Here is a 24,840-nt window from a genome sequence, read left to right on the forward strand (position 1 = left end):
AGCAGCACCCGCGACCGGCGAACACCACCTTCAAAACCTGAGAACAGCTTCTCAGACACAACAGAACACGGCCAGGCTCCGCATCGGACATCAGCACCCGATACGGAGCCCACAGGCCGTGACGCATCCACAACTTACGGCGTTCACGCGGGGCGCAAGACCGATCTACCCAACAACTCACAAACCTGCAGGGCCAGAGCGAGATCCAACTTGTCTCGGCCCGCAGCGACAGGATCACCGAGAGCCTTGTTGATGCGATACTTCACCGTATTACGGTGCAAGTTCATGTAATTGGCCGTGTGCAGATGACTTTCTCCATGGGCGAAATACACGCTCAGCGTCGTCCGCAAGGATGCAGCAGAAGGCGTGTCTTCCGCCAACGGGCCAAGTACCTCCCAGACCCACGACTTCGTAGAATCGATGTTCTCCGAAAGGAGAGACACCACGGCTACGCCTCGATCCCCGAAACTCACCACGGGGCGCTGCGGCGTATCCGGCACGGCAGCAACGGAATAGGCGGCATTGGCCTGTTCGTGAGATCGTTTGAACCCTTCGACCCCTGACCCTGGCAGTCCGATTGCCACCCGCGCGCCACCGTCCAACGGCACTGCCGCCGCGAGAACTTCCGGATCCGCCGCAGGCACCCGGCGACCGAAGGGCAGCCACGCCCACACCGTGCGTCGATCGATGGCGGTGATGATCGGCGGCTTGTCTGCTCCCGCCGCCGCGCCGAGATCGCGTACGAGTCGGTCCAGCGTGTTGATGCCCATGACGTCGGCATCCCACGTCGACCAGACCACCAGGGCGACGTGGTTCTGACCAAGGCGGTATCCGGTCTCCGCTTCGAAAGCAGCGGTATCTGCGTTGGTGCCGGACAAGAGCGCGTGGATCGCGGCCGAATGGAGGTTTCCCTGCGCCGCCATCCATCGACTGCGTTCCCGCTCGTATGCGTCGAAAACATAGAGCGTGATCCAGTCGATGTAGCTGTAGACCACGTCCGAAGTGTGTTTCAGGACAGCCAATGTGAGTCGTGCCGGAATGTCCAGTGTGCTGATCTCGTCGTGACAGATCCGCATCAGATCGCCTTGGCCCATGTGGTAGGCGCGAACGAGAGAGTTGGACGGAACGTCCCGCTGCGCCAGCCGCAGAGCGTATTCCACTGCGGCAGTCGTGGGTTGGAGATGATCGATCGGAATGTCGTTGGCCAATACGTGGATGATCGTCGTGATGTTTCCCTGAACGCTCGCTTCGAGCATTTCGAGCAAATTGGCATCTGCGTCCAACTGGTCGATTTCGTGAGCCATCATGATGGCCATCTCACGCGCGATATCGGCGCTGCGCGCGTCGAGTCGTCGGGCCAATTCGGCCACCACGGCAAGCACTTCCGGCTCCGCGGCTGCAGGCACCCGGGCGAGGCGCCGCATTGCTCCGGCGCCTCGCTCCTTGTGCGATGGGCTACTCACAGAACTTCCGCGCCCTTCCTCCGCAGGTACTTCAGAGCCGATTCGGCCGCGTTGTACCCACACATTCCATGCGCTCCGGCGCCCGGCGGGGTCGAGGCCGAACACAGGTACGTGCCCGCGATCCCAGTGCTGTACGGATCGACTGCAATACGCGGACGCAAGACAACTTGCAGCTCGGTGTTGGCACCTCCGATGATGTCGCCGCCTACCTGATTCGGATTGTCCTGTGCCAGATCAGAGGTACTTCGACTCGACGTCGCGACGATCTGTTCCCGGAACCCCGGTGCGAACCTCTCGATCTGACGAATTGTCGCCTCCGTAGCATCGCCGGCGTAACCGTGAGGCACATGGGCATAGGCGTACAACGGATGAATGTTCCCGGCAGAGCGGGTGGGATCAGCCAGGTATTGCTGACCGAGGAGTACAAACGGTCGGTCCGGCATACGGCCTGAATTCGTGTCGCGCTCAGCTGCCACGATCTCCTCGAAACCACCTGCCAGATGGACTGTTCCGGCCCGAGCGCAATCCGGATTGGTCCACGGCACATGGCCTTCGATGGCGAAATCAACCTTGAAGGCCCCGGGGGCCTGCTTGAACTTTCGGTAGGCCTTCGCCACTCGAGCGGGAAGACGATCGCCCAGGATTTCGAGCGCACTCCCCGGATTGACGTCCAGCAGAACAACATCGGCGTCAGGAATCTCGGAGGCCGTGCGTATCCGAACGCCGGTGTCGATCTTGCCGCCGTGATCGAGGAGCATCGCGGCCATGGCGTCGGTGATCGAACGCGAACCTCCCTCGGCGACCGGCCACCCGTAGCGGTGACCAGCCGCCGTGATCATCAGCCCCACTGCCGACGTAGCCGGACGGTTGAGCGGATAGAAAGCGTGCGCGGCGACCCCGCCGAACAATGCTCTGCCCTTCTCCGTCTTCCACAGTTTCGCGGTGACGGTTGCCGGAAGTAGTGCTCGCGGGCCGAAAGCCGCAAGCCGCAACGGATGGCGCGGAACGTTGACGATCGGGCGCATCAGGTCGGACGCCAGAGCGTCGAACCCCGCCGACAAGTCACCGAACATTCGTTGCCATCGCTGCCCGTCCGGGCCCAGCCCCGCCGCGGTCTGCTCCAACGAGCGGTACAGAACACCCGCGTCGCCGTTGTCGAGCGGATGCGCACAGTCCACCTCTGCCCATCGCCAGATCAGCCCGTATCGCTCGAGGTCCAGTTTTGACAGGTACGGCGAGCCGATGCCCATCGGGTGAAACGCCGAGCAGTGATCGTGGATCAACCCCGGCACGTCGATCGGACCGGAGCGGGTGCCTCCGCCGATCTGGTCGGCGGCCTCGAGCACCTGCACGTCCACACCGCTACGTGCAAGGTGTACCGCGGCAGCGAGCCCATTGGGCCCGCTGCCGACGACTACGGCCTTTGTCACTTACTCACCTCTTGCTCGCTACCGCTGAGCCTCGTACGCATCTTCGGTTCGGAGACAACCTGCGGATCTGTTGCCGCGCGGTCGGCCCGTACGTCCAGTGTCCACTGAACATCGAACGGAATGGGCCCGTTCGGCAACCACGGTTGTTCGGCAACTGCGTCGGCGACCTTGAACGTCCCCCGTTCGACGACGCCGAGAGCCGCATCGATCACCTGGTACTCCTGCGTTCCCTTGTGGATGGGCTGCGATTCGATCCAGGTCACCAGGAACTCACCGGGTGCGAAGTTGCAGCGACGCTGAATGGCGGCGATCAGCTTCGCGTCGTGCAGGTGGCCGTCACCGAAGTTGAAGGCGACGATGGAGTTGCACATGAACTCGGCTTCCCGCAGCGAGTACGTGTTGATGTCCTCGCCGAGGTGCCTGATCATCAGAGAGAACAGCGCACGCCCTTGGCTGTGCATGGAACGCCAGCCCAACAACTGATGCAGAACGACGTCGGACACGTCCTCGGGGTACATCGTCATCAACTGATTGCGGGTATCCGGCGACGGACGCTTGATGTACTGGTCGATCTTGGCTTCGGCGCCCGGCGCGAAAGCCCACGTCGCAGATGCCCAGTTGCCGGCGTACTGACGCATCGACGGCAGGAACGACACCAGATCGGGTCGAAGGTTTCCGAGAATCGGGAAGAAGGCAAGGGCTGCAACAATTCCCGCGGTGATCCACGGTGACGACATGGCGCCGAGTCCGTAGCCGTCCCACGCCGGGAATCCGAGGAACAGGAAGACCGCGGCGTAAGCGAACAGAAGATTCCATTCGAGTGGGACGGCAAGCGGGAAGGTCGACGCGATGAACAGGTGGAATCCGACCATGAGGATCACGGCAAGGATCGTGAGGGTCTTGTTCGTCGAGAACAGCAGTATCAACGGGGTGACGATTTCGACCATCGTTCCGGCCACGTGTGCGACGCCGCCGCCCAGGTGCGAAGGCCGCAGATCCTCCGGGAAGTTCCGGTAGTGCGCACGCTTGATCTTCTTCGACGGGATCCACGGCGTGTTGCTGAGCATCGGGGGAACCACCAGCGAGAAGTGGCGACCGAACTTCGAGACACCGGCACCGATCCACACCATGACGATCAGCAGTTTGAGTGCCAGGATCATGTCGACGAAGGGCAGGAACGTGAAGAACAAGATTGCCGGCAGGTACTGCTCGCTACGTGCAGCGATGAAGGGCACCTTGTCACGCAACCCGAGAATCACCATGAGTACCAGGAAGGAGTACAAGACCGTCGGGCGTACCAGTCCGGCACTGTCAGCGAAGGCCGAATCGATTCCGGCGGTCTGCACGCCCGGAAGTACTGCCGCAACAAGAAGATTCGCAACTGCGGCAACGTAGATGAATACGTCGAACATCGTGCGGGTGTCACCCGAGGTGAGCGGCACCTTGCCCGGCCACGGTGGCAGGCGAATGGTGCCGGGGCGGGTCCAGTAGAGAACTCCACCAGTCATCGGTTTGAAGTGGCCGGCGAGCGGGCCCCAGGATCCTGCCAAGCCCAGCATCTCGAGCATCATCGTCCAGATGATGAGTTTCTGGTAGATGATCGGCTGGTTCCACCACGATCCGATGTCGAACCACGAGAGGCCGGAAGTCAAAGTGGCAACAGCGGTTCCAGCTGCCAGGTAGAGAAACAACAATTTCATGATGTAGACGGTGTGGACCATCTTCGGCGTGCCGAAGCCGTAATCCACCCAGTGCGTGGACATGTCACGCAGACGCTCGAGAAACGGCTTGTCCATGAACGTTGCCGGATCGACGGGAGGGAAGTTTCCTTCTTTGAATCCCATGATGTGCTCCTGAAATACGGAATGTGGGCATGACGGATCGACTCGACGGACGTCGTCGAGTTGTGCTGGTACTACTGGGAAGGGACTAGTGAGCGGGAGTTGCGCTCAATGCTCGTCTCATTCCAGGTTTGTCGATCTTGCCCACCGGGTTTCGGGGAAGCGTGTCGACGACGTAGATCGCCACTGGCACCTTCACTCGGGTGAGCAAGGCCGTGACATGTTCGAGCAGTTCGTCTTCGGTGACGGGTGCATCAGGGTAGGCAACAACATAGGCAACTGGCACCTCTCCGTAGACCTGGTGCGGGGCCCCGATGACGGCGGCTTCCAGCACGGAAGGATGTGTGGCGAGCGAGTTTTCGATCTCCTTGGGGTAGATGTTCTCGCCCCCGCGGATGATCATGTCCTTGATGCGGTCCACCAGCGTCAGGTAGCCGTCCTCGTCGAGGACACCGACGTCACCGGTGTGCAACCAACCGTCCTTGACGGTCTTCGCGGTCTCCTCCGGCTTGCCCAGGTAGCCGCGCATCACGTTGTCGCCCTTGATGACCACCTCTCCGGCGGTGCCGACGGGCGCAAAGGTTCCGTCCTCGGCGAGAATCGCAATCTGCTGGCCGGGCAGCGCCGGTCCGACCGTGCCGAGTTTGCGCACACCCTCGACAGGATTGCAGGCCGACGCACAGGTCCCTTCGGTAAGTCCGTACCCCTCCACGATCACGAAACCGAAACGCTGCTCAGCGCGTTCGAGGAGTTCCTTGCTGATCGGGGCCGCACCACACACGGCGAACCTCAAAGAGGACGTGTCGACCGACGCGTCTTCCGGCTGTGAGGTCAGCATCGCGTAGATTGCCGGCACCGCCGAGAAATACGTGGGACGAAGCCGCGCAACGTCGCCGAAGAATCTCGACACCGAGAACTTCCCGGTGACACTCACCTGTCCGCCGACGAGCAAGGGCGTCAAGACGCTGACGCAGATCGCGTTGACATGGAACAGCGGCAGGATCAGCAGGCAGTGATCTGCGCCGGTGACACCGATGTTCTTGCCCATCGACGAAGCCATGGATTGCAGGTTGGCATGCGAGAGCATGACACCCTTGGGCCGTCCGGTGGAGCCGCTGGTGTAGATGAGCAAAGCCAGATCGTCTGCTGCAACATCGATTCCGGGCCGGGGATCCGTCGGCGGCACTGTCGCCAAATCGTCGACGACCAACACTGCACGGCCACCCGAGGGCGCGTCGGCAGTGGCGGTGATGACCAACTCGGCACCGGAGTCCGCGATCTGGTAGTCCGCTTCGTTCGCAGTGAACATCGGATTGATGGGTGTAGCTGCAGCACCGATGCGCCAAGCAGCCATGATCGCGATCAGCAACTCGACGCGATTGGGCAGCATGATCGCCACCACGTCACCGAGTCCGATTCCGAGTCCGGCCAATTGCGCGGCAACGGCTTCCGTGCGATCTGCGAACTCCTCATACGTGAGTTCGACGTGGTCGTCCCGCAGGCACGGCTTCTTCCCGTACTTCTCTGCAAGATCCCAAGCCAGATATCCGATGTCCGCCACGAGAGTCAGCACCTTTCATTCGTATGTGACTCAAAACACTATCGGTGTCCCGTGGTCGAAGAAACGGTCCCAGGAGATCAACTTGTCCAGGTTCTTTGTTCCCGGAGCACAACGCCGCATGTGCGGCGCACGTCAGATCAAAGGCTGATGCAACACCTCGTGAGCGCGTCGGGTCACCACCTCGGAGATCCGGCGCAAGACGGGCGACGACAGTTTCCACTGCTGCCAATACAGCGGAACGTCGTCCACGAAGTCCGGATCGAATCCGATCAGCTCCCCGGAACGCTCGTCGTCGCCTCGCTGCAGGTCCGGAATCAACCCCCAGCCGTATCCCCGCCGAACCGCGTCCGCAAAATCTGCCGACGAAGGAACAAGATGGCGGGGCGGATCGACGGGATGGCCGACTTTTTGATCGAGATACCGATCCTGCAAGAGATCCTTCCGATTGAACACCACCAGCGGCGCGGCCGAAAGAGATTTGGCCGTAACACCATCCGCAAACCAACGACGGCAGAACTCCGCGCTCGCCATCGGCCGATACCGCATTATTCCGAGCCGACTGGAAGAACACCCTTGAATCGGCGACGCGACCGACGTGACAGCGGCCATGACCGAGCCGTCGCGCAACAGTTCGGTGGTGTGGTCTTGATCGTCGAGGTGGAAGTCGAAACTGACCTCGTGCGTGAACTCCGCCAGAGCACCCAGAACCCAGGTGGACAGCGAATCGGCGTTGACCGCGATAGAGACGCGGGCGAATGTTCCCGAACCATTTTCAAGGCCGAGTTCTCGCACGGTATCGCGCGAGAGGGCATCTATCTGACGGGCAAGACGCAAGACTTCCCGTCCGGAATCGGTAACCCTGATGGGTTTGGTGCGCTGCACCAGGATCCGGCCCACAGAGGTCTCGAGAGCTTTGATCCGTTGACTGACCGCGGACGGCGTGATGTGCAACTTTCGCGCCGCCGCGTCGAAGGTCCCTTCGTCGACCGCAGCGTGCAATGCCCTCAGTTGCTCGAAATCCAGCATAATCTGAAGCTACCCTGATGCATCCTAAGAATCATTAGCTGGACTGATTGACATCTGGGCGGCAGGCTCGACAACATGCTCAGCACCACCGACCCTGCGTCGGCCCTCGTCGGTTTCGGAGTCGGACTCTCTCTGATCGTCGCAATCGGCGCACAGAATGCATTCGTTCTTCGCCAAGGCCTGACGCGCTCGCACGTACTCCCGATCGTCGCAGTCTGCGCCGTCTCAGACGCAATTCTGATCCTTGCAGGCATCAGCGGAATCGGGGCCCTCCTCGAACACGCACCGTCACTGATCACGTTCGTTCGCATCGCCGGTGCCCTTTTTCTTCTCAGCTATGCAATCTTCGCCGCCAAACGAGCACTTCGACCGCAGACGTTGGCACCGGATCAACATGGCAACGGGTCGAGGCTTACCGCCGTCACGATGGCATTGGCACTCACCTGGTTGAATCCACACGTCTATCTCGACACCGTTGTGCTGATGGGTTCAATTGCCAACGGTCGCGGCGAGATCGGGCGGTGGTGGTTTGCAGTCGGCGCCGTCACCGCAAGTGCAGTCTGGTTCAGCGCCCTCGGTTACGGCGCGCGTCTACTTACACCGCTTTTTGCAAAACCCAGCGCCTGGCGGGTTCTCGACGCTCTGATCGCCGTGATGATGACAGTTCTCGGAATCAGTCTGCTCACCGAATTGTGACGCGGCGGTACAACCCGCGATATAACCCTCCCGGAATCGGGATGGGTTACCGTCCAAGGTGAGGAAGGCTCAATTCACCTGCCGAAAGTTGTGACCATCAGGTAGGGCTGATCACGATGACCGAGGACGATGTCGCCGCCGAACCGCGTGACTCCAAGCGCGGGCTAGGTTTGCTGTGTCTACTCGCTGCGGTCGCCGGCGTCGCGGTCGGATTTGTCGGCGGCGCGTTCCGATGGTGTCTGATCCGGGCCGACGAACTTCGTCAGACGATCGTGAACTGGGCACATCACGTTCCGTATGTCGGGTGGCTCGTGCCGGTCGTCCTGGTGGCCTTGTGCACCGCCCTTGCCGTGCTGATCGTCAGACGAGTACCCCTCGCAAAGGGGAGCGGTATCCAGCACGTAGAGGCGGTGTCCCGCGGTGAAGCGAGACCGCCGGGAATCGATCTCGTACCCGCCAGATTCATCGGCGGCCTCTTGGCGATCGGCTCGGGTCTGGTTCTCGGCCGCGAAGGCCCTACCGTCCACATGGGTGCGGCAATCGGAGCAGAAACGGGACGATGGGCCCGCCTTACCGAACCTGACATCGCCATGCTGCAAACGTCCACGGCCGGAGCAGGACTCGCCGTCGCGTTCAACGCGCCGATCGCCGGCGCACTGTTCGTCTGCGAGGAGGTGACGCACTCGTTCCGGCTGCGTACCGTTCTGCCAACGCTTTTCGGTGTTTCGGTCGCGGTGGGTTGTGCACGACTTGTCATCGGCGATCAACCCGATTTCGAGGTCGGCACTGCGCCCACACCTCAACTCGCACTCTTGCCACTGTTTGTCGTCTTCGGAATCCTCACGGGACTACTGGGTATCGCGTACAACCGCTTGATTCTGGGACTACTCGATATCGTTGCACGACTCGACAGGATCCCGCCGACAGTCATCGGCGCAACGATCGGCGCCGTCATCGGCCTGACGCTGTTCCTCGACCCACTGGCCAGTGGGGGCGGCGACGTTCTTGCACAGACAATCGTCGGCGGAAGGACCTTCGTTCTGCCGATTCTGCTGCTGTACTTGGCAGTTCGGTTCTTCACGGGCCCGCTGTCATACGCCGCTGGAACTCCCGGCGGACTCTTTGCTCCCCTACTCGCACTCGGCGCACTGTGGGGGTCGATCTTCACCGGACTGTCGAGTTTCGTGCCCGGAGTAGGCGCCGGACTCACGATCACCATGGCCACCGTAGGCATGGCCGCGTTTTTCGGCGCCGTAGTACGCGCACCGTTCACCGGCATCGTGATCGTGGTCGAGATGACAGCGGTGACGTCGACGCTGGTCCCGATGCTCGCGGCCACGGCCGCAGCGGTATTCGTCGCTACCTTGGCAGGGTCGGCCCCCATCTATGACAGTCTCCGAGAACGGATGTTGGAAGCGTGGCGCCGACCTCTGGGATGATCACGATCGACATCGTGCTCGCCGTAATATGTACACAGAGGAGCATCCATGACCCCACGAACCGACGTCGGGGAAGTCCTCGCCCTGGAGCGGGAATTGCAAACTGTCGAATGCAGGCGCAACCGCGCACGTGTGCTCGCATTGCTTGCCGACGACTTCATCGAGATAGGCGCGTCGGGCAGCGTCTGGGACCTCCCGTCGACCGTAGAATCACTGCGGAACGAACCGATCGACGGCGACGGCATCGAAGTTCACAACATGACCGGTCGAATCATCGACGACGGATACGTTCTCACGCAGTGGGATTCAGTTCGTGGCATGCGTCGCGCGCGGCGCACATCCTTGTGGCGTCGAGCACCGAACGGTTGGCAATTGGTACACCATCAAGGCACCCGCTCCCCTGATTGCACACTGTTCAACCTGCGAACAGCCCTCTAGGTCAAGGGCGTTCCGACATAGTTCTCGGCGATCAATGTTCGTCCGGCCACCGAGCGCGTGACCATGTCCAACTCAGCCAACTGACGACGATGCCCGAAACCGCTGTCGTCCGGCAAGCGATGGAGCATCGACGACATCCACCACGAAAAGTGCTGCGTCCGCCACACACGCGGCAACACCGTTTCGGTGTACCCGTCCAACATCTTTCGGTCGGACGAGGCGAAGAAACTGTCCATGGACTTTGCCAGGGCGTAGACGTCCGCAATCGCGAGATTCATTCCCTTCGCGCCGGTCGGCGGCACAGTGTGCGCCGCATCTCCTGCAAGAAACAGGTTGCCGTGCTGCATCGGCTCACACACGAAACTGCGGAACTGTAGGATCGACTTCTGAAAAATCTTGCCGTCCTTGATCTCTGCGCCCTCACCGTCGACCCGCATGTGCAGCTCGTCCCAGATTCTGTCGTCGGACCAGTTGTCCACGGAGTCGTCCGGGTCGACCTGAAGATAATGACGCTGCACCTCGGGTGTCCGTGTGCTGATCAGTGCAAACCCACGCTCGTGGTTGGCGTAGATCAATTCTTCCGATGACGGCGGCGCCTCGGCCAGGATGCCGAACCACGCGAAGGGATACTGCCGGAAATGATCCGTGCGGACCGACGGTTCGGGAATCAGCTTTCGCGATTCGGTGCGTGACCCGTCGCAACCGGCCACCAGGACGCACTCGAGCTTCTGGTCGCTTCCGTCCGAGTCGACGAAAGTAATACTCGGGCGATCTGACTCGTGATCGTGTACTCGCGCGTCGGACACCCCGAAACGAATGTCCCCGCCGTCGGCGAGGCGTCGCGAAATCAGATCCTTGAGCACCTCGTGCTGCGGATACACCGTGACTGCGCGCCCGTCGGTCAGTTCGTCGAACGCGATACGGTGCCCTCGCCCACCGAATCGCAACTCGATTCCGTGATGTTCGAGACCCTCTCGCTTCAGTCGGTCACCGAGTCCGGTCTCGACCATGAGATCAACGGTGTTCTGTTCGAGCACACCCGCACGAATGGTGCCTTCTACCTCGTCACGGGTGCGGCATTCCAGGACGATCGAATCGATCCCCTTCAGATGCAAGAGATGCGAGAGCATCAACCCGGCGGGACCACCACCGACGATTCCGACCTGGGTGCGCAACGAAGACATACAGAGAACTCCTGAGGTGAGTGGCGATTGAGACCACCCTCAACCACGACCGCTCCCCTGAACAGCTGCAATTTCACTCAGTGAAAGACCGAAAATGACTAACGAAGCCCGCCGCCACCAAGCCCGCGTGATATTCCGCGAGCAGCCGCGGCCAAGGCCGGTAGTAAAGGAGCCGGATCCTGCTCCACCGGAACAACTGTCGATACCGCTGCGACAACATTGCCCCCGGCTTCGCGGACCGGAGCGGCGACGGCAAGGGTTCCGACGTTCAGATACTCACGACACACCACGAAACCGTTGCGTCTGATCTCGTCGAGAGTTGCTCTCAAAATCCGCTCGGACGTAATGGTTTTGGGAGTGAACGCCTCGAGACCGGCTCGGAGGACGTCGTCGAGAAGCTCGGTTCCGCCGTGCGCCAGGAGAATCAATCCACCACTGGACGCATGCAACGGCAACCTACCGCCGGCGCGGCCGACCACGGTGACGGCGCTACGCGAGGACAAGCGCTCGAGGTACAGAGCCTCGGTACCCTCACGGACAACCAACTGCACGTTCTCCCGGGTGACCTCGTACAGGTCTTCGAGGAACGGCAACGCCACCTGCCGTAGGCCGTGAGCGCCGGGAGCAAGAGCGCCGATCTCCCACAATCGGACTCCGACCTGATATTTGCCGTCGCTCCGACGCTCGAGGGCGCCGGCAGCCACCAACTGCCCACACAGTCGATGGACGGTGGGCAGCGGCAGATCGGTGCGGCGACTGATCTCCGATTGAGTCAACCGAGGAGACGTCGCATCGAAGGCACCGAGCACCACAAATGCCCGGCCGATCAACGAACGGTCGCCTGATGCCATTCACACAGTGTGACTGACATCAGGCGAAACGCGTTCAGGCGGTGCGGAGCTACGCGGAGTGCGCCAATTCCGGTTCGCGTTCGGTCACCGGCGGCGCGGCCTCGATCTTCATCGGCTCCTGCGCGTAATGGAAGTGCGGACGACGGTGGCCGATGAACGAACCGAACCACGACATCACAGCGACGTACCGGTTGCGGAAGCCCACCAGGTACATCACGTGCACGGCCAGCCACATGAACCAGGCGATCGTGCCCTTGAACTCGACCTTGCGGACGCGACATACAGCGCTGAATCGGCTGATGATCGACATGCTGCCCTTGTCGAAGTACTTGAAAGGCGTGCCGGCCTTGACCTTTCCGTTCACAGTCTTCGCGGCGTGACGGCCACCCTGCATCGCGACGGGCGACTGGCCCGGAAGACCGTTCAGCGAAGTCATGTCGCCGATGGCAAAGACATTGGCAAACCCGCCGACGGTCAAGTCCGGATTGATGAGCAGACGACCTGCGCGGTCACTGTCACAACCGGTTGCCTCGCCGAGCACTGCGGCGAAGTCGTTGGCGCGAACACCGGCTGACCAGATGACGGTCTCGGCGTCGATGCGCTTCTCTTCCTTGGTCTTTGCCGAAGAGACGGTGACACCGTGCTCGTCGATGGCGGTGACCATGGTGTTGAGGACCACCTCGACACCCGACTTCTCGAGCGAGGCCTGCGTGTACTCACTGAGCTTGCCGCCGAATGCCGGAAGCGCAACGCCGGCGCCTTCGACCATGGTGACCGTGACCTCGTCGGCACTGATGTTGTTGATGGCCTTCGCAAAGTAGCGACGCGCCAGTTCCTTGATCTGTCCGGCGAGCTCGACGCCGGTCGCGCCTGCACCCACGACAACGAAGCTGAGCAGGTTGCGGCGAACCAGCGCGTCGTTGGTGGTGTGGGCTTCTTCGAAGCAGCGCAGGATCTGCTTGCGCAGTACCTCGGCGTCCTCGACGGTCTTGAGCTTGTAGGTGACCTTCTCGAACTCGTCATGACCGAAGTACGCCTGCGTGGCACCGGTGGCTGCGATGAGCGAGCGGTACCCGAGCGTATGGCGGGTGCCCGAGGCTTCGTAGACGACGGTGTTCTCTTCGGCGTTGACCTCGACGACGCGGCCGAGGCGCACGTCGGCGTTGGGGTACTTCTGCAGGATCGTGCGGATGGGCGGAGCGACCTCGCCGGCCGACAGAACACCCGTCGCCACCTGGTAGAGCAGCGGCTGGAAGAGGTGCTCGGTGGTGGCGGAGATGAGGACGAACGGCGTCTTGGACTTCGCGAGGGTCTTGGCCGCGGCGAGGGCTCCGAATCCCGAACCGACGATCACTACCTGAGTCTGCTCGTGTCCAGTCGCGTCGATGTCTGCGCGACCCGCAGCTGTTCTATCCACAACAAGTCTCCTCAACCAAATTGAAAGTATGACTATTACGGTATGGACTGATCATGGGTCCGGTCCAGCTAGCTGGAGTATTCGCAAGACTGTTATCTCGATTGCTCATAAGTAAGCTGTCCTCATGGACTTCCGCCAACTCAAGTACTTCCTCGTCGTGAGCGAGGAACTGAGCTTCAGTCGAGCTGCCGAGCGCTGCTTCATCTCGCAGTCGGCGATCAGCCACCAGGTCGCGCGACTGGAGAAGGAACTGGGCGCGACGCTCTTCGAACGCTCCACCCGAGCTGTTCGCCTGGCCCCGGCAGGATCGCGGCTGGTGCCCATCGCGCAGCAAGTCCTCAGCCTCGAAACGATGGCGTACTCCGTCGCACGCGACCCCAGAGCCCGGATCCGGATCACCGGAAACATGAGCTTTGCCACTCAGACGCTGGACGCCATCGCGCACGTGCGCGAACTTCATCCCGACCTGGACGTCGAGTTCGTCATCAAGAGTTTTGCCCACCGCATGGACGCCGTAGCCTCCGGTGACGCGGACATCGCACTGATTCGCGGCGGCGTCGACCGCCCCGGGCTCGAGCCTTTGGACCTCGGCGTGGAGGACCTCTTGGTCGTCATGTCGAGCCGGCACCCCTTGGCCGGTCAGCAAAGCGTCGACCTCAACGATCTGGCCGCATATCCCCTGCTCTTGCCGCCACGCCAAAGTCAGGTGCTCATCCACAAGGTGGTCGAGGACGCGTTCCGCGAAATCGATCGACGCGTACAACTGGGCCCCGCAATTCCGAGCGATCACACCGCCACGCTGGACGTGATCACCAACCCTCGCGCCTGGACCCTGCTGTATTCGATCACCGCAGGCGAATCTCCGCGTGCTGGAATCAGCTTCATGCGAGAATCGCACGGCCGCTTGCGAATTCCGGTGTCCGGGGTGACCCGCAGCGGTATTACCTACTCCACCGAGTTCGCCGATCTGATCCAAGCACTCAAGGACGCGATGAACCCGTCTTTCACTGAATGAAAGTGTGATGGCGATAGGCCTCCTCACAGAGCAACGTGGTGGGTAACCATGTGATGCGGCGCGCAGTCGCATCCCTTTCCCGAGGAGCGGCCATGTCGAGTTTGTTGAGCGAACCTGTGTGGGAATCGAAGATCTTCGACGGTGAATGGGTCCGCGGTAGCGCCGACGATCGCATTGTCGTCGAACCGGCCACGGGCAAGCAGTTGACGACAGTGGGCATGGCAACCCCCGACGACGTGGCAGCCGCTGCAGCAAAAGCGACTGCAGCTCAGAAGGATTGGGCAGCACGCCCCTACACCGAACGCGCCGCCGTTCTTCGCCGCGCCGGTCACCTGTTCGAGCAGTACGCCGACGAAATCGGCGAATGGGTGATTCGTGAGGCCGGCAGCATCCCGGCCAAGGCCGGACTGGAAACCCATACCGCTGCCGAAGAGTGCTACAACGCCGCAGCCCTGGCCGCACACCCGGTGGGTGAGGTACTGCGCTCGGAGCAACCTCGGCTGAGCTTCTCTCGTCGCGTACCCGTCGGAACTATCGGCGTCATCGCACCTTTCAACTTTCCGATCATCCTGTCGATTCGTGCAGTCGCTCCCGCACTGGCACTGGGCAATTCGGTGATACTCAAGCCAGACCCGCGCACGGCGATCTGTGGCGGTGTGGTTCTCGCTCGCATCTTCGAAGAAGCCGGCTTGCCCGCCGGGGTGTTCAGCATGCTGCCGGGCGGCGCTGACGCCGGTGAGGCAATCGTGGTTCATCCGAGCGTTCGCGTCATCGCATTCACCGGGTCGACCCGGGCAGGACGCGCTGTCGGCGAACTGGCGGGCCGTCACCTCAAACGCGCGCATCTGGAACTCGGCGGCAACAATGCGCTGATCGTCATGGACGACGTCGACCTCGAAAAGGCTGCATCTGTCGGCGCTTTCGGATCGTTCATGCACCAGGGGCAGATCTGCATGACCACCGGCCGTCAACTGGTCCACGAAAGTATCGCCGCCGACTACACCGCACTCCTTGCCGAACGCGCCGACAAGCTTCCGGTAGGCGACCCGTTCACCGGTCAGGTCGCACTCGGCCCCATCATCGACGCCAAACAACGCGACCACATCCACTCCCTGGTCACCGGAAGCATCGCGGCCGGAGCAAAACTGGCTGCCGGTGGTACCTACGAGGATCTCTTCTACCGGCCCACTGTGCTGGCCGACACCCCACTGACCGCGCCGGCTTTCGCCGACGAGGTCTTCGGGCCGGTCGCACCGGTGACCTCTTTTGCCACCGTCGAACAAGCCGTCGCCATAGCCAACGATTCCGAATACGGATTGTCGCTGGGCATTCTGACCTCCGACGCCATGCGCGGACTCGAACTCGCCCAACAGATCCCCACCGGCCTCGTACACATCAACGATCAGACGGTCGGCGACGAAGCCGTCATCCCGTTCGGCGGCATGGCGTCTTCGGGTAACGGTGGCCGCGTCGGCGGTATCGGCGCAAACCTCGACGCCTTCACCGAAACGCAGTGGGTGACGGCCCAGAGCACACTCCCGGTCTACCCCTTCTAGTCCGACAAACACCGAGCTAGTCCGACAAATACCAGGCGCATCCCAGGGGCTCACTGACCAGCATTGACGGGATCGATCTCGCGGACTTACCATCCAGAGAAAATTACTTCGCCACATTAAGCATTTTCTCTTGTAATTCCCGAGAAGGACCCACTTGACGAATTCAGTGACGACCGACAGTGCTACGCAGCCAACGGTCTGCGACACCCCGGATGTATCCGTCGTAGCATCACCGCGCCGCGAGGCCATCATCATCGGGGCCCTCAGCCTGGCCGCGATGATCGTCTCGATGATGCAGACGCTGCCCGTTCCGATTTTGGGACGCATTCAGTCCGATCTGGGCGCATCGTCGGCTGGCATCAGCTGGGTGACGACGGCAACCCTGCTTTCCGCTGCCGTCTTCACTCCCCTGTTGGGCCGCTACGGCGATCAGCACGGCAAGAAGCGCACGCTGGTCGGCGTTCTGATCGTCATGGTCATCGGTTCGATCGTCGCCGCGCTGGCACACAATCTGCCACTTCTCATTCTCGGACGCGTCCTACAGGGAACCGCCACCGCCATCTTCCCGCTGGCTCTTTCGGTCCTACGCGAAGAGGTTCGCCCACACAAGCTTCCCGGCGCGATGGCATTGGTCAGCGGAACTCTTGCATTCGGCAGCGGCCTCGCCCTCGTGGCCACCGGACTGCTCACATCGGCTCCGGATGCCGACTACCGCAACGCCTTCTGGATGGCAACCGGGTTCGCGTTGCTGGCCTTGATCGCCGTCATCACGCTGGTGCCGGCAACCAAGCACAAGAGCGGCGGCCGCGTCGACGTCATCGGTGCACTGAGCCTGGGCGCTGCACTCCTCCTGCTCTTGTTGTCGATTTCGCAAGGCCACCAATGGGGTTGGTTCTCGCCCTTGACCATCGGTGTTTTCCTGGCCTCGATCGTGATGTTCGCAGTCTGGGTCTGGATCGAGAGGATCGTCGACGAACCACTGGTCGACATGCGGATGTTCGTCCACCGGCCTGTGATGATGGCGAATCTGGCGGGGGTCATGGTGGGCTTCGGAATGTTCGCCAACTTCCTGGGCATCTCCTATCTCGCACAGCTTCCCCGCGCCCTCACGGGATACGGATTCGACGCCAGCATTCTGCGTGCGTCGGTGGAATTCCTACTGCCGGGAGCGATTGCCTCGCTGATCGCAGCACCGATCGGTGGGCGCCTCATCAGAGTGCGCGGGCCACGCTTCGTCCTGGGACTCACCGCGATCTGTGGTGCGGTGCCGTTCGCCTGGCTCGCGTACGACCACACGCACACCGCCTCGGTCATCGGGGCCGGCATCGTGATCGGCGCCGCCGTCAGCCTGGGTTACGCGGCCATGCCCGCGATCATCATGTCGAGTGTTCCGCATCGCCAGAGTGGAATAGCCAACGGCATCAACTCGATCTCCCGTTCCACCGGTAGCGCCATGGGCAGTGCAGTGGTGACCACGATTCTCGCCTCGATGACCATCGCGAACCTGCCCGAGGGTGTAGCCGCGCTGCCCAGCGAATCCGCCTTCACCGTGACGTTCGTGACCGCCGCCGTGGCCTTCGCCCTCGTCGGTTTGGTCGGGTGGCTTGGTCTGCGCCCGGCACGTTCCCCAGCCCCCGCAGAACAACCTCCCGCTGCGTGAGATCGGTGGTACCGCAGGGTGTTAGGCGCACCGTAGCCTGCGCAGATGGCAGGTGAGACGCTCTACGTGATCGACCGGATAGTCACGAATCCCGGATGTGGGAAGAAGTTTGTCGACGAATTTCGCGCCGGCTACCTGCCGAATGCTAGTCGCCGCAACCTGACTCTCGACAACATACTTGTCAGTCCGCCGCTGTGGTCCGCGGACGAGTCCAACATCGTCACGATCACGTGGACCGTCGAAGGGACCGCCGGTTGGTGGGCGATGACTCGTTCGAGCCGCGGTGACACCACTTTTAGGCGATGGTGGGACGCAATGGCTCCGCTCATTGCCGAACGAAGCCGCACCATGGCTGCCACTGCCGACGACGTCGAGGGACTGGTCGATGTATAACGTCACAAGGGTGGTTTTTGCTGCCGACAGCACGGACTCGGACGGCTGGGCCGATGCGATGAACACCATTGCAGCCATGGCAAAACTTTCGGGATCAGTTCGCCATCTCGTCACCGCCACACTGCCCGGCGTCATCAACGGCGGAGATCTGATCATGCATCTCCAGTTCGAGGACGAAGCGTCATGGCAGGCCGCTCGAGGGGCCGTTGACGCCGGGCTTCACCACGACGCCGTCGAGCGCTTTCACGGCGCCGAGTACGCTTCCGGAACCGAGGGTCGCTCGCGCGCCACCGGACCGAACGGGGTGTACCGAGCGCTGCTCATTCGCGTTGCACCCCATACCCCCGAGGACGCGATCGAACGCTTCGAAAGTGACTTGCTGAAGATGCCCGGGCATATCTCGTCAATCACTGCCTGGCGTCTCAGTCGAGTGAGCGCGGCGACCGGCGCAACATCTGCATGTGACGAAGCACCGTGGACCCACGTGTGGGAGCAGGAGTTCACCGATCTCGAGTCACTGCAGACCCAATACCTCGACCATCCGATCCATTGGGGCGTCGTTGATCGATGGTTTGACCCCGAATGCACCGAAGCCATTGTGCGGGAAAGAATCTGTCATACCTTCGGCGAATTGAGCGACGAGATCCTACCGAGTGACGGCTGACGCCTCGCGGATCATCGCCCAAACTTTCCGGCGTGCCGGTTCCGTGAGCGACAACGACGGAATAGTGAGGAACCCGTGAAACAGCCCGTCGAAGCGATGATGCTGCACTGGGACGCCGGCCGAGGCAAGCAGTTTCGCGTACTCGTCGCCGGACGAGCACGGCGGATCCAGCTCAGCTGTCACGATGACGGCCGCGGGAAGATCGGCGAACGACTCTGCCCGAGTAGGTATCACCCGCACGTCATCTCGGCGCTCGGGCGCATATTGGTCCCAGTACCACTTCATGGCAGTGGTGGTGTTGTAGTGATCGGTGCCGTAGAGACGGTAGGACTCGGTCTCGAAATCGTCGTCGACCACGGGATAGATGAGAACTTGCGCCGCAACCGCCGGACCTCCACGATCGCGGGCGGCGATGGCAACTGTCGCAGCAAGATTGCCACCGGCGCTGTCGCCGGCAAGCACGATCCTGCTCGGGTCTGCGCCGTACTTTGCCGCGTGCTTCGCTGCCCACTCCACTGCGGCATAGACGTCGTCGTGTGCTGCCGGTGCGGGATGTTCAGGGGCCAGACGATAATCGACGGAGACCACAACGGCGCCGACACCTTGCGCCATGGACCGGCAGAATTCGTCATGGCTGTCCAGGTCGCAGAACACGAAGCCTCCGCCGTGAGCGAAGACGATCAGCGGAATGGCGTCGGAGGAAGTGTGCGGGCGGTAGACGCGCATCGACATATTTCCCCCGGGGCCGTCGATTGCGAGATCTTCGACCGCACGCATATCGGGAAGCCGTTCCAGCGGGACTCGTCGATTCCGAAGCAGAGCACGTAACTCCGACGGCTCGAAGCTGGTGACGTCCGGAAATGCGGCGTTGAGCGTGGCCAGCATCGTGACGACTTCCGCGTGAATTGTCATGGGCACTCCTGATCTCGGACGTCGGGCATTCGCCAAGGTAGATCGCCCCCGGCCGAGTGAGAACACACCTTCCCGATCAGTGGTCTGTTTTATCGCGAGAGTCGTGAGAAACGAGAAGGGAGACCACACCTCGTTGTGTGGTCTCCCTTTCCGATTCGGTTCAGCCGATCAGGTGTCAGCTCCTACTGCGAGCATCCACCTTGTCGTCGTCATCATCGCGATCGCCGGCCGCGAGTTCGATGCCGGAAGCCTCTGCCGCGGCATCACTTCCTGCCTTCTCGAGCTCGACCGGAGTGTCACCGGACGCAACCTCCTCGGCGTCAGGCGCTTCCGGTAGCGGTTTCTTGAGGCTCAGGATGATCGAGCCTGCCAACACCACGATGATTACCGCGAGGCTGACCAGTGAGGGAATCTCGGGGATCGACGTGCTGATCACCTTGTGGCTGGCCTGCATGATCAGCTTCACACCGATGAAGGCGAGGATGATCGACAGACCCTTGGACAGGTAGTGGAACTTCTCGAGCAGACCCGAGAGCAGGAAGTACAGGGCACGCAGACCCAAGATCGCAAACGCGTTGCTGGAGTAAACGATGAACGGATCGTCACTCACTGCCAGCACTGCCGGGACGCTGTCGACTGCGAACACGAGGTCGGCGGCTTCGATGGCGACGACGACGGCGAACAGCGGTGTTGCGACGCGCTTTCCGGCTTCCTTGACGAAGAACTTGGTTCCTGCGTATTCCTCACGGACCGGCATGATCTTGCGAAGCAGGCGAACTGCCAGCGACGTTCCCGGATCGAAGCTCTCGTCGTCGTCCTTGAGCAGCTTGTATGCGCTGTAGAGCAGGATCGCGGCGAAGACGAACAGCACGGCCGTGAACTTGCTGACCACGGCAACGCCGGCGGCGAGGAAGATGCCGCGGAAGATCAGGGCGCCGATGACACCGAAGAACAGCACGCGGTGCTGGTACTCACGGGGCACCTTGAAGTAACCGAAGATCAGGGCGAACACGAAGAGGTTGTCGACGGAGAGACTCTTCTCCAACAGCCAGGCTGTAGTGAATTCGACGCCCGAGTTCACCCCCAAGGTCAGGGTGACAACCACCGCGAACACGAGAGACAAACCGACCCAGAGTGCACTCCACCAGGCTGCTTCCTTGAAGCCGATGACGTGCGCGCCGCGGTGGGCGAGCAGATCGATGAGCAACATGACGACGATGACTGCGGCGAACGCGGCCCACGCCCACATGGGAACGTTCATCGCTGACCACCTACCCGAATGGCACTGATGACTGTGGTCACGGGGCGCTCCTTCACTGGGTTCGGACGGCCGTCTCGCCGTCTCCTCCAGTGTTCCTTGCCGACTTCTATCCATCCCCGTCGAAATATCGACGACTTTTACACCCAAAATTGCCGAAACCATGCAATCTGAAAGTGCCGGGGTCGAAAGCGCCATAGGAAGGCATCCTGTTCTAGCCTGGCAAGCATGAGCACCTCGCTGTACTACTCCGCCGTCCGCACCACACCGCTGACCGACGACGAGAAGGCCGAAGTCGACCGACTCGTCGCCGTCCACAACGACGAATTTCCGTTCGACTACGAGGTCCTGGACCTCTACCCGTCGGATATCCCCAACACTTTGCTCAACGGTTCGACCAAGATCTCGAGCGATCCGACCGAGGTAATCCCTTCGCTCGTCTACTGGTTCAACGCTCTGACCGAGCTTCGCAGAGCAGTGCCGGATGCAGGCTGGGACGTTTCACTCGACGACACCCCTGCCGATTGGGATGACAACTCCGGCTACTCACTCCCCGGACTCGACGAGATGCAGTAGCGAATCACCCGGCCGGCAAGATGCCGACCCCGTAGCTCTCCAGAGCGATGAGAGCCAACTCCGTCGGCAGGCGTCGATCGTCGACGCTGCGACCTAGTAGCGTTTCGGCCTGATCGAGTCGATACCGCACAGTGTTCTTGTGCAAGCCGAGCGCCGCGGCCGTAGCGGCTGCGGTGCAATTGTTCTCGTAATAGACCCGGACGGTGTCACGGAGACGCGTCGTGACGCTGTCCGCGCCGGCCAGGCCCTTCAGTTCCCGAGCCACCAACGCACGCAATTCGCCCAGATCTTCGGTAAGCAGACAGGGAACCTGAACGTCCTCGTAGACGGTAACGGGCGAAGAACCCGTCGACCGGACTGCGACGCGCTGCGCGGCGAGCGCCTCGCGATGACTGCGAGCGAATCCCTCCATTCCGTAACCGCTAGCCCCCACTGCGACACGAAGATCCGCATTCCGAGCATGATCGAGCGACGCCCACTCCAGGTGGTCGAAATGCGCGACCCACGACCACACTTCGCGCGCACCCGAAGGTAGCGTCAGCACACGCTCGCCGTTCGACTCATCCACCAAGGAACGTGCATACGAGTCCAACCGGGCCAGTACGTCTGCAGCCGGGTCGGTGTCGTCCGTCCAGAGAACAAACGCAGTGTGGTGGCGCCGCATCGGGTAGTCGAGAATCTGCGAAACCTCTTCGGAGTGAAGAGCTTCGCCGGCGACAATCGCGTGCACCGTCTCAGATCGACGCGCAAAAGCGCCGCGCGCCAAGCTCTCCCGCTCCTTCGCGTAAGTGGCCACCAACAATTCGGTGGTCACCTCCAGCCATCGCATCGCCGAACCCCACACCCGAACGAGAAGTGCGCGTTTGAGTTCCGGACCGATCGGGAGTGCCTCGATCGACTCGTCGACGAAGCCCAGCATCGCGAGGCGTCCGGCGCCGTAGATCTTGAGCAGGACTCGAAGATCCATACCGCGCCTGGCAACGGTGAGCGCAAGCGCAACCGACTCCGCCGGCGGCGTGACCTCCTGGGAACCGCCCGCGATCGCGGCCACGATGACGCGGAGCTGCGCCGCGGTGCTTGCATCCACATCGCGTCGTAGCTCCCTGTCCGCTGCGACTTCCGGATTGGCCACGGCAATGGCGTCGTCGATGCGTTGGACAAAACCATCGATCACCTCCGGCTGGAGATAGATGGGTGCGAGATTTGCAATCCAGCCGTCCAACTCCGATGTGTCCATATCCGCCTCTCCGATTCGTGACACCGATTCGCGGCCCCAATTGTGACTTTGTCACAAACCTGGCGTTTGAGTTCGGGCATGAAGCCCTAGTAACCCGGTTTCGGCTGGTCCACAATCACATCTCACTGCAGATTCACCTCACTGCAACCCCACCCCCCTATCTTTTGGAGACACTGGAGCAAATGAACAAGCCTTTCGACGGTCAGGTAGTGGTCATCACCGGCGGCGCCCGGGGCATCGGGTACGCCACCGCGAAGCGGCTCATCAGCCTCGGTGCGACGGTCGCGATCGGCGACATCGACGAAGACACTTCGACGCAGGCGGCGCAGGATTTGGGCATCCGCACGTTCGGGCGCCTCGACGTCACCGATCCCGCCTCGTTCTTCGACTTCCTCGACACCGTCGAAGGTGAACTCGGCCCGATCGACGTACTGGTCAACAATGCGGGCATCATGCCCGTCGGCCGGATCGTCGACGAGGACGACACCGTGACCAGACGCATCATCGAGATCGACGTCCTCGGCGTGATCACGGGAACCAAGCTCGCGTTGCGGCGGATGCTGCCGCGGGAGCGCGGGCACGTCATCAATATCGCTTCGCTTGCCGGCGAACTCCCCTGCCCGGGTTTGTCGACCTACTGCGGCGCCAAGCATGCAGTCTTGGGATTCACCGATTCGGTCCGCAAGGAAGTTCGTGGCACCGGAGTGCACGTCTCGTCCGTGTTGCCGACGCTCACCAACACCCAACTCACCTCGGGCACTTCGGGAATGAAGGGATTCCGCGAGGTTCAGCCGGAAGAAATCGCCGAAGCCGTCGTCGGCTTGATCACCAAACCTCGACCACGCGTGCGCATTACGCGAGCGTCCGGACTACTCGTCCAGGCGCAAGGGTTCTTCCCCCGGCGACCGTACGAGGCATTGAGCCGCCTGTTCGGCGTCGAAACGCAGTTTCTCGGCGACGTAGACACCGCAGCGCGCGCTGCCTACGAGGAGCGTGCCCGCGCAAGCTGATCAGATCAGCTCGGCGGCAGGCCAATCGAGCAGCTTCGCGCCCAGTACAGCTGCGTGCAGCGCGAAGCTGTCGTTGGGGTCGTTGACGTTCTGGCCGGTGAGTTCGCGGATGCGGTCCAAGCGGTACGTCACCGCGCGGACAGACAGATGCAGGTCTCGGGCGGTCTTCGCCGTGTTGCCGCCGGCGGAGAAGTACGCAAGCAGTGTGTCGATCATCGGCTCAGCGCCGCCGCGCGCCTCGAGCAGTGGTGTGAGAAGCGTCTGGATCAGGTCGGTGACCGCTGGTCTGTCGTTGACCAGGACGCGGTAGACCAACAGATCGCGGGCGTCGATGATCGGTGCGTTCAGCGACAGTCGCTGCGCCAGGTCGAGTGCGTCGAGTGCTTCCCGGTAGGACGCCACCACGCCCGAAGCGGTGGCGCGCGGGCGCCCGACTGCGATCTGCCAAGTGCCGTCCAATGCGCGTCGCTGCAACTGCACTCGCCCGTCGTCATCGGTTACGGGTCCGAGAGCCGACCGAATGCCGGCCAACACATGGTCGACGGCATCGCGGTCCGGCGCCGCGAAAACGACGACCAGTTTGCCGCTCTTGCTGGCAACCAGCGCGTCGGCGTCACCCTTGCTGCCCAGAACGGCACGTTCGACAGCCCGAACCAAGAGGTTGTCGTCGGTGAACTCGCGAGCAGCGTTCACTACCGCCACGGCATGCGGACCACTGAGGTGGAGACCGAATCCTGAAGCGCGACCCAACAATCCGACGACGTCAGCGCCGCCGGTCAACAAGTCGTCGACGAACTCGCGGCGTGCCGATACCTGCGAGCGAACCAGCGATCGCCTGGCCAACTGGAATCCTTCGGCCAATTCGGCCACGGCATCGTCGACGGCGCGCAACATGACTTCGCCGGCCGCCACGACGGCATTCGGATCCGATTGTGCCGCAACAACAGCGGGAAGCTCACGCCACAGGCGCCAGGCCGAGGAGAGATACAGATCGAGCAGGGCTCGCAGAGCCACACCCTGCTGCGCTGCTTCTTCACCGCGGGCGCGGAAACGGTGCAGCTGACGACGCTGAAGCGGTTTCCCATCACAGACAGCTTCGCTGAGCACGTCGAGGAAGTCGCCCAGCAGTTCGACGGGGAGGCCACCGGCATCGTCCGCCCCTGCAGCAGCGACTCGGCGTATGGCGTCGTCAGGTACCCCGGTTCGGCTCACC

Annotated in this window: 22 protein-coding genes; 10 read left to right on the plus strand and 12 right to left on the minus strand. The window is 62.0% G+C overall.

The genetic code is table 11. The features are described 5' to 3' along the window. Positions 1–143: 143 nt before the first annotated feature. From QM716_RS21625 to QM716_RS21645, 5 genes are all read right to left on the minus strand, one after another. Entirely contained in the window at positions 144–1,424 is a 1,281-nt protein-coding gene (locus QM716_RS21625) for a PucR family transcriptional regulator (protein WP_283306439.1), read from the minus strand. A gap of 35 nt (positions 1,425–1,459) precedes the next feature. Further along, a complete protein-coding gene (locus QM716_RS21630; RefSeq protein WP_283306162.1) occupies positions 1,460–2,893 on the minus strand; it encodes a phytoene desaturase family protein in 1,434 nt (477 codons plus the stop codon). Then, positions 2,890–4,737: a DUF3556 domain-containing protein gene (locus tag QM716_RS21635; protein ID WP_283306164.1), complete on the minus strand. Its 1,848-nt coding sequence runs from the start codon at positions 4,735–4,737 to the stop codon at positions 2,890–2,892. The genes QM716_RS21630 and QM716_RS21635 overlap by 4 nt, the downstream gene beginning before the upstream one ends. Positions 4,738–4,822: 85 nt before the next feature. Beyond that, a complete protein-coding gene (locus tag QM716_RS21640; protein ID WP_283306165.1) occupies positions 4,823–6,295 on the minus strand; it encodes a class I adenylate-forming enzyme family protein in 1,473 nt (490 codons plus the stop codon). Between the two features lie 132 nt (positions 6,296–6,427). Next, complete coding sequence (locus QM716_RS21645; RefSeq protein ID WP_283306166.1) at positions 6,428–7,321, minus strand: LysR family transcriptional regulator ArgP; 894 nt, start codon at positions 7,319–7,321, stop codon at positions 6,428–6,430. A gap of 75 nt (positions 7,322–7,396) precedes the next feature. Between QM716_RS21645 and QM716_RS21650 the strand changes: the two genes are divergently transcribed. The 3 genes from QM716_RS21650 (at position 7,397) to QM716_RS21660 (ending at position 9,894) form a co-directional block, all read left to right on the plus strand. Next, positions 7,397–8,017: a LysE/ArgO family amino acid transporter gene (locus QM716_RS21650; protein WP_283306167.1), complete on the plus strand. Its 621-nt coding sequence runs from the start codon at positions 7,397–7,399 to the stop codon at positions 8,015–8,017. Positions 8,018–8,133: 116 nt separating this feature from the next. Next, positions 8,134–9,456 (plus strand): ClC family H(+)/Cl(-) exchange transporter, encoded by a 1,323-nt coding sequence (locus QM716_RS21655; RefSeq protein WP_283306168.1) that lies wholly within the window; start codon positions 8,134–8,136, stop codon positions 9,454–9,456. A 48-nt stretch (positions 9,457–9,504) separates the two neighbouring features. Then, positions 9,505–9,894, plus strand: coding sequence for a nuclear transport factor 2 family protein (locus QM716_RS21660; protein ID WP_283306169.1), 390 nt, complete (start codon positions 9,505–9,507; stop codon positions 9,892–9,894). On the opposite strand, the gene QM716_RS21665 is transcribed toward QM716_RS21660, so the two are convergent. The 3 genes from QM716_RS21665 to QM716_RS21675 form a co-directional block, all read right to left on the minus strand. Continuing rightward, complete coding sequence (locus tag QM716_RS21665; RefSeq protein WP_283306170.1) at positions 9,891–11,078, minus strand: 4-hydroxybenzoate 3-monooxygenase; 1,188 nt, start codon at positions 11,076–11,078, stop codon at positions 9,891–9,893. The genes QM716_RS21660 and QM716_RS21665 overlap by 4 nt on opposite strands. A 98-nt stretch (positions 11,079–11,176) precedes the next feature. Further along, positions 11,177–11,929 carry an IclR family transcriptional regulator gene (locus QM716_RS21670; RefSeq protein WP_283306171.1) on the minus strand — a complete coding sequence of 251 codons (753 nt, stop codon included), beginning with the start codon at positions 11,927–11,929 and terminating at the stop codon, positions 11,177–11,179. A 49-nt stretch (positions 11,930–11,978) separates the two neighbouring features. Further along, positions 11,979–13,346 (minus strand): NAD(P)/FAD-dependent oxidoreductase, encoded by a 1,368-nt coding sequence (locus QM716_RS21675; RefSeq protein ID WP_283306172.1) that lies wholly within the window; start codon positions 13,344–13,346, stop codon positions 11,979–11,981. A gap of 124 nt (positions 13,347–13,470) precedes the next feature. Here QM716_RS21675 and QM716_RS21680 point away from each other — a divergent pair, with 124 nt between their 5' ends. The 5 genes from QM716_RS21680 to QM716_RS21700 all read left to right on the plus strand — a co-directional run bounded on the left by QM716_RS21680 (position 13,471) and on the right by QM716_RS21700 (position 18,634). Beyond that, positions 13,471–14,361: a LysR family transcriptional regulator gene (locus QM716_RS21680; RefSeq protein ID WP_283306174.1), complete on the plus strand. Its 891-nt coding sequence runs from the start codon at positions 13,471–13,473 to the stop codon at positions 14,359–14,361. 92 nt (positions 14,362–14,453) lie between these two features. Next, on the plus strand, positions 14,454–15,917 hold the full coding sequence (locus QM716_RS21685; RefSeq protein ID WP_283306175.1) for a benzaldehyde dehydrogenase: 1,464 nt from the start codon (positions 14,454–14,456) through the stop codon (positions 15,915–15,917). A 166-nt stretch (positions 15,918–16,083) separates the two neighbouring features. Next, positions 16,084–17,577 (plus strand): MFS transporter, encoded by a 1,494-nt coding sequence (locus QM716_RS21690; RefSeq protein ID WP_283306176.1) that lies wholly within the window; start codon positions 16,084–16,086, stop codon positions 17,575–17,577. Positions 17,578–17,622: 45 nt separating this feature from the next. Then, positions 17,623–17,970 carry a hypothetical protein gene (locus tag QM716_RS21695; RefSeq protein ID WP_283306177.1) on the plus strand — a complete coding sequence of 116 codons (348 nt, stop codon included), beginning with the start codon at positions 17,623–17,625 and terminating at the stop codon, positions 17,968–17,970. A 10-nt stretch (positions 17,971–17,980) separates the two neighbouring features. Continuing rightward, complete coding sequence (locus QM716_RS21700; RefSeq protein WP_349307360.1) at positions 17,981–18,634, plus strand: Dabb family protein; 654 nt, start codon at positions 17,981–17,983, stop codon at positions 18,632–18,634. Here QM716_RS21700 and QM716_RS21705 read toward each other — a convergent pair. Together QM716_RS21705 and QM716_RS21710 are read right to left on the minus strand one after the other, a co-directional pair. Beyond that, positions 18,617–19,546, minus strand: a complete 930-nt coding sequence (locus QM716_RS21705; RefSeq protein WP_283306180.1) for an alpha/beta hydrolase — start codon at positions 19,544–19,546, stop codon at positions 18,617–18,619. The two genes, QM716_RS21700 and QM716_RS21705, sit on opposite strands and share 18 nt — an antisense overlap. Positions 19,547–19,721: 175 nt before the next feature. Beyond that, entirely contained in the window at positions 19,722–20,807 is a 1,086-nt protein-coding gene (locus tag QM716_RS21710; RefSeq protein WP_283306181.1) for a TerC family protein, read from the minus strand. A 225-nt stretch (positions 20,808–21,032) separates the two neighbouring features. Between QM716_RS21710 and QM716_RS21715 the strand changes: the two genes are divergently transcribed. Next, entirely contained in the window at positions 21,033–21,380 is a 348-nt protein-coding gene (locus tag QM716_RS21715) for a hypothetical protein (protein WP_283306182.1), read from the plus strand. A 4-nt stretch (positions 21,381–21,384) separates the two neighbouring features. Here the strand turns inward: QM716_RS21715 and QM716_RS21720 are convergent, their stop codons facing one another. Next, the gene (locus tag QM716_RS21720) at positions 21,385–22,617 is read right to left on the minus strand and encodes a PucR family transcriptional regulator (protein ID WP_283306183.1); all 1,233 of its coding nucleotides are present in this window, start codon (positions 22,615–22,617) and stop codon (positions 21,385–21,387) included. Positions 22,618–22,799: 182 nt separating this feature from the next. On the opposite strand from QM716_RS21720, the gene QM716_RS21725 reads away from it, so the two are divergent. Further along, positions 22,800–23,627, plus strand: coding sequence for an SDR family oxidoreductase (locus tag QM716_RS21725; protein WP_283306184.1), 828 nt, complete (start codon positions 22,800–22,802; stop codon positions 23,625–23,627). Here QM716_RS21725 and QM716_RS21730 read toward each other — a convergent pair whose 3' ends face one another. Continuing rightward, positions 23,628–24,839 carry a PucR family transcriptional regulator gene (locus tag QM716_RS21730; protein ID WP_283306185.1) on the minus strand — a complete coding sequence of 404 codons (1,212 nt, stop codon included), beginning with the start codon at positions 24,837–24,839 and terminating at the stop codon, positions 23,628–23,630. Position 24,840: the final 1 nt, after the last annotated feature.

This window comes from Rhodococcus sp. IEGM 1409 (assembly GCF_030056735.1).
Lineage (GTDB): Bacteria > Actinomycetota > Actinomycetes > Mycobacteriales > Mycobacteriaceae > Rhodococcus_F.